Source organism: Streptomyces sp. NPDC002870 (genome assembly GCF_042888505.1).
Taxonomy (GTDB): Bacteria; Actinomycetota; Actinomycetes; order Streptomycetales; family Streptomycetaceae; genus Streptomyces.
In genome coordinates this window covers 44,263-50,239 of sequence record NZ_JBIAPW010000050.1, presented here as the reverse complement: position 1 = coordinate 50,239, position 5,977 = coordinate 44,263, and the positions used below count along the sequence as shown (strand labels likewise).

Sequence of the window (5,977 nt, the reverse complement as noted above, 5' to 3'; positions counted from 1 at the left end):
CTTCCGCGGTCCCTGCGGCTTCCGTTCCTCGCGGATCTCGAAGTCCATCGCATCCCCTGAACTGGGGTGTTGCGACGACCACTAGAACCCAAGCGACGCGGTGGCGGCCTTTGGCGTGGTTGCGCACGAGGCGGGTGAGCGGTGGTGTGCCGCACCCGGATCCCGCGGTCGCGTGCTCGATCTCTGCGACGTGGCGTAACGGCTCGCGCGACCCATGGGCGGCTACGCCTGACTCCGGAACGGTCAGAGGCGGCCCGGCGGCGCTTTCGCGGGCTTTTACCCGACGCTTCTGGCTACGTCAAGTCCCGAGTCCTCGGAACATGACCATGCTCTGCCGGTCGGGCCTACTTGAAGTGCGCCCCCACCCGAAAGGGAACGAGGCAGCACGGTAAGGCGGAAATCCTCGCAGAGGATTCTCTCCTTCACCGAACCGCCGGTTATACCGGCATGGCGGTCCCGGTCGTAAGCCGATCCGCCGACCACCGCCCGGAATTCCCGGGGCAACTCAAATAGTCCCTCTTTATCAGTCGGAGAAAACCCATGAACCGCAATGTTCACACCCACAACGACGACCGTCCCAAGCGTCGGGGCCTTCGCCTTGCGACGGTTGTCGCCTCGGCCGCTGTGATCGGCGGAGGTGTCATCCTTCCGGCAACCACCGCGACGGCGGCCCCGATGCCTGCCTCGTCGGTCGTGAGCCTCGCCGATACCCACAAGCACCCTGACAAGCACCCTGACAAGCATCACGGTAAGGGAAAGGGAAAGGGCAAGTGTAAGAGCAAGGGCAAGGGTAAGAACAAGGGGAAGGGTAAGAATAAGGGCGGCGACGCCAAGGGTGGTAGTGCTTCTGGCGTTGGTACCAATAAGGGTGGTGACGCCAAGGGGGGTGGTGCTTCTGGTGTTGGTACTAACACCGGTGGTAATGCTCAGGGTGGTGGTGCTTCTGGTGTTGGTACTAACACCGGTGGTAATGCTCAGGGTGGTGGTGCTTCTGGTGTTGGTACTAACACCGGTGGTAATGCTCAGGGTGGTAGTGCTTCTGGTGTTGGCACTAACACCGGTGGTAACGCTCAGGGTGGTAATGCTTCCGGCGCTGGTACCAATAAGGGTGGTGACGCCAAGGGTGGTGACGCTTCTGGCGTCGGGACCAACACTGGTGGTAACGCTCAGGGTGGTGACGCCACGGGCTAGCAGCTGACTGGCGCGGACAGCGTCGAATGAGTTCGCAGTCTGGCTGGGTGGCAGAGCCGGCGGCCACGCCACCCAGCCAGACCGCCGAATGTCCCAGCGAAAGCGGAATGTGCGGCTGTTTCAGGCGGCCCTGCAATGTACGGCGAATGCGCCCCCCCCCCGACATCGGGTATAAACCCGCCTCGAAAGACTAAGGTTTTTTCGCTCGTTCTCACATTCTCGAGAGCATGCGAAAGAGGAACGAGAATTCTCATGAAGCGTAGTATCCGGAAGAGCAGTCTGGCCGTAGCCACCGCCGCCGTCCTCCTCACTGCCGGCGGTGTACTGATCCCGGCGAGCGCAGGGTTTACGGCACCGACGCTGCAGAGCCTGGCGGTGTCGGGAGCCAGCGGCGACCACGGGCAGCGCGACGGTTACGAGGGGCGCGACGGTCATGAGGAGCGCGACAGTCAGGGCGGCCAGGGGCAGGGTGGCGGCCAGGGGCAGGGCGGCGGTTACGAGGAGGGCGGCGGTTACGAGGAGGGCGGCGGTTACGAGGAGGGCGTCGGCTACGACGAGAGCGTCGGCTACGACGATAGCGGCGGTTACGAGGAGGGCGTCGGCTACGAGGGTGGCGGTTACGAGGAGGGCAGCGGTTACGAGGGGCGTGACGGTCACAAGAAGAGCGACGGTCACAAGAAGCGTGGCGGCCACGACGACTACTGCCGCAGCGGCACGGGAGGCAATGGCACCGGCGGCAACGGGACGGGCAGCGACGCTCCCGTCTGTCAAGCTCCGGGCGGCACCGGCACGGGCGGCACCGGACGCGGCGGCAGGGGCAGTTGTGGTGGCCGCGATGGCATCGGCCGCAATGGCACGGGCACCAACGGCAACGGCGGCGGCCCTTGTCCGGACGCGCCGGCCCCGCATGCTCCCAGCCAGGACGACGCTGGCAGTGACTCTGCTCCGGAGCCGGCCCCGCAGGTTCCGCCCAAGGACGGCACCGGGAGCCCTTCTGTTCCGGATGCGCCGGCCCCGCATGCTCCCAGCCAGGACGGCACCGGCAGCCACTCTGTTCCCGACGCGCCGGCCCCGCAGGCTCCGCCCAAGGAAGAGACCGGCAGCCCTTCTGTTCCAGACGCGCCGGCCCCGCATGCTCCCAGCCAGGACGGCACCGGCAGCCACTCCGTTCCCGACGCGCCGGCCCCGCATGCTCCGCCCAAGGACCACACCGGCAGCCACTCTGCTCCGGACGCGCCAGCCGCGCAGGATTCGGGCGAGGTCGTTATCGGGTGAACGTGCAGCGGGAGTGCGCCAAAGCTGGATGGCGCACAGCTGCTGTTGCCGGGCGTCGTCTGGAAGGCTCGTCAAGATCTTGGGTTCCTGCCCCGCCGCATCTGCGGTGGGGCAAGGCTCGTTGCCATGGCGATGAGGGAGTGGGCCGGCATGGCGAAGGCTCAGTGCACGATCTGACCTGGATGTTCCTCAGCCCCCGGCAAGGGACTGCTCGGCCCAGATGGTCTTGCCGATGGGGGCATGCCGGGTGCCCCAGCGCTGGGCGAGCTGGGCGACCAGCAGCAAGCCCCGCCCTCCCTCGTCGAAGGTCCGGGCCCGCCGCAGGTGCGGGGCCGTATTGCTCGAGTCGTAGACTTCGCAGATCAATGTGCTGTCCGAGTGGATCAGCCGTAGCTGTATGGGCGGCTGGCCGTAGCGGATGGCATTGGTGACCATTTCGCTGACCATCAGTTCGGTGATGAAGACGGCGTCGTCCAGTCCCCAGGCGGCCAGTTGGTCGGTGGCGTTCTTGCGGGCCTGGGCGACGATGGCGGGGTCGGAGGCCAGGTCCCAGGCCGCGACCCGGTCGGCGTGGAGGACCCGGGTGCGGGCGATGAGCAGGGCGACGTCGTCATCGGGGCGGTGGGTCAACAGAGCCGTCAGAACCCTGTCGCAGACCGTGTCCAGCGTCTGGGCGGGCTGAGCGAGGGCTGCGAACATCTTGTCCAGGGCTTCGTCGATGTCGAGGTGGCGGGGTTCGAGCAGACCGTTGGTGTAAAGGGCGATGATGCTGCCCTCGGGCAGTTCGGTCTCCACGGTCTCGAAGGGCAGGCCGCCCAGGCCCAGCGGCGGGCCGGCCGGGACGTCGAGGAAGTAGACGGCGCCGTCCGGCGTGACCACGGCGGGCGGGGGGTGGCCGGCCCGGGCGAGGGTGCACCGGCGGGAGACCGGGTCGTAGACCGCGTACAGGCAGGTGGTGCCGATGCCGCCGGCGGTTTCGGCGGCGCCTTCCGTGCCGCCCTCGTCGGCGGACAGGTGGATGACGAGGTCGTCGAGGTGGGTGAGCAGCTCGTCGGGCGGCAGCTCGACGTCGGCCAGGGTGCGCACCGCGGTGCGCAGCCGGCCCATGGTGGCGGAGGCACGGATGCCGTGGCCGACCACATCGCCCACGACGAGGGCCACCCGCGCGCCGGACAGCGGGATCACGTCGAACCAGTCGCCGCCCACGCCGGCCTGGGTACCGGCGGGCAGGTAGCGGGAGGCGATCTCGAGTGCCGCCTGATCGGGCAGCGTATGCGGGAGCAGGCTGCGCTGCAGGGTCATGGTGGTGGTGCGCTCCCGGGTGTACCGGCGGGCGTTGTGGATGCTGACGGCCGCTCTGGCCGTGAGCTCCTCGGCCAGCAGCAGGTCGTCCGGTTCGAAGGGCTCCCGGCGCAGGTGACGGCTGAAGAGGGCCACGCCGAGAGTGATGCCGCGGGTACGCATCGGCACGACCATCACCGAGTGTGTCCCGTACTCGCGGATCCAGACGGCTCTGGGGTCCTGGGCGGCCCACCGGGCGATGGCGGGATCGGTCACCTCGTACAGGGCGGGCCGGCCTGCGGCCAGGCATTCGGCCGGAGGTGAGAGCGCCGGGTAGGTGGTCGTCTCGCCCACCGCGACCAGGGACTCCGGGCTCCCTTCGAGGACCGACCGCAGAGCGGTGCGGCACATGGCGACCGGCCCTGCCGGAGGGGCGGAGGGTGGCTGGTCGCTGTGCTGGGGTAGGTCGAGCAGGTCGACGGCTGCGAAGTCCGCGAGCCGGGGGACGGCGACATCGGCCAGTTCCTGCGCGGTGCGTGCGATGTCCAGGGTCGTGCCGATGCGGGCGCCGGCGTCGTTCAGCAGGAGCATCCGCTGCCGGGCGAGGTACTCCCCGGACCTGGAGTGTGCTGCCAGGCACACTGCGCGCACCCGGCCGTCCGGGTCCTTCAGCGGGGCGAGGGAGGTCGACCAGCCGCGCTCCGGGCTTACACCCGTGGGGCGGATGTAGGCCTCCACGTACTGCGGCTCGCCGGTCTCCAGTGCCAGGCGCATCTTGCTCTCGGCCTCGTCGCTCACGGGATACGGCGCGATTTCCGGCAGGTGCAGCCCGAGCATCTCGGCCTCCGTGAGGGAAAGCGCGCGCTCCATGCCGGTGTTCGCCCGTACCAGTCGCAGGTCCGAGTCGAAAATCGCCAGGATGTCGGGGGACTGGGCGAACGTCCATTCCCTCAGCGCTTCGCTCCCGGGCGTGCGCGGCTTGCCCGCCACGGCGGATACCACGAGCCACTCGGTGACCGGGCCGTTCGACGTCCGGCGGTGCGCGAGCAGTCCCCGCTGAAGCCGGTGACCGTCCCGGTGCCGCAGCGCCACGGTGCCGCTCCACTTCTCCCGCCCGGCCGCCTCCCGCCGCGCCGTCTCGCCGACGTCATCGGCGAGCAGGCGCGCGGCCCTCTGCCCCACGACCTCCGAGGGCATGTAGCCGAGCAGCCGCCGGGCACCTTCGCTCCACCCCGTCACGATGCCCTGCTCATTGACGGTGGCCGTGGCCGTGTATGCCGACTCGGAGGAGGCGTCCGACTCGGCCGGCCGCTCATCAGGAGGGGTGGGAAGTTGCTCCATCGCCGCTCATCTCGCCCTTCGGGAACCTGCACGGCCGGGGCCCTCCTGACAAGCATGATCCTGAGGGGCACGGAGCACCAACCCAGCGCTGTCACGAGGGGCCCTGCCCCAGGCCTTGCCGCCCGCAATGCCCCAGGAGGCGACTGGCGGCTCAAAAGGCGGTCGGCCTGCCTGCCCAGGCTCCCGACGACGAGGGATGCCTTCTGCGGAGGCCCACGGGGGCAGCCGGGCTAGAGGTCATCTCCGTAGCCATACGGCTCTTCTCTGTGATCGCGCTGTGGCGCGGACGTGCCCTGTGACAGGCCTGTGACAGTCGGCGGACACAGTCATGAAGTCGCGCGGCCAAGCTTTTTGAAAAGGGACAAATGACCGCATGAGGGCATATGTCCCCTGCTTCCGAGGGTGTGAGCAGTGATGACCGAGCCGATCCGTCGGAGGAAGTCCCATGAGCCTCACACTCACCACCCCGTACACCGAAGCCCCCGCACCTGCGCTGGCCCCGCGTGAGCAGGAGACACTGCGACATATCGCCGCAGGGCGCACCTACGTGCAGACGGCCCGCCACATGGGGCTCTCCAAGCACACGGTCGACGCCTATCTCCGCCGCATCCGGGCCAAGCTCGACATCAACAGCACGGCCGAACTCACGCGACTGGCCATCTCCCTGGGGCTGTGACGCGCGGCCACCGGAGCGGAAAACCGCCAAGATTGCGATCCGGCGCCCGTGCACGTCCCCGGCACAACCCGCGCTGCACCGCCGCGGGGGGCGGGGGGGGGGGGGGGGGGCCCCCCCCCGCCCGGGCGCCCCCCCCCCCCCCCCGCGGGCCCGCGGGCGCCCGCCCCCCCCGCCGGCGGGTGGGTGGGGGGTTGGGGTGGGGGGGGGGCGGGG

4 protein-coding genes are annotated in these 5,977 nt (G+C 69.2%); 3 read left to right on the top strand and 1 reads right to left on the bottom strand.

The genetic code is table 11. From position 1 onward, the window contains the following. The first annotated feature begins 841 nt into the window (after positions 1–841). Positions 842–1,198: a hypothetical protein gene (locus ACFYWY_RS35860; protein WP_389194928.1), complete on the top strand. Its 357-nt coding sequence runs from the start codon at positions 842–844 to the stop codon at positions 1,196–1,198. 245 nt (positions 1,199–1,443) lie between these two features. Then, positions 1,444–2,466 carry a hypothetical protein gene (locus ACFYWY_RS35855; RefSeq protein WP_389194926.1) on the top strand — a complete coding sequence of 341 codons (1,023 nt, stop codon included), beginning with the start codon at positions 1,444–1,446 and terminating at the stop codon, positions 2,464–2,466. Positions 2,467–2,655: 189 nt separating this feature from the next. Here ACFYWY_RS35855 and ACFYWY_RS35850 read toward each other — a convergent pair whose 3' ends face one another. Further along, positions 2,656–5,088: a SpoIIE family protein phosphatase gene (locus ACFYWY_RS35850; RefSeq protein ID WP_389194923.1), complete on the bottom strand. Its 2,433-nt coding sequence runs from the start codon at positions 5,086–5,088 to the stop codon at positions 2,656–2,658. A 445-nt stretch (positions 5,089–5,533) separates the two neighbouring features. Between ACFYWY_RS35850 and ACFYWY_RS35845 the strand changes: the two genes are divergently transcribed. After that, on the top strand, positions 5,534–5,764 hold the full coding sequence (locus ACFYWY_RS35845; protein ID WP_389194920.1) for a response regulator transcription factor: 231 nt from the start codon (positions 5,534–5,536) through the stop codon (positions 5,762–5,764). Positions 5,765–5,977 lie beyond the last annotated feature (213 nt).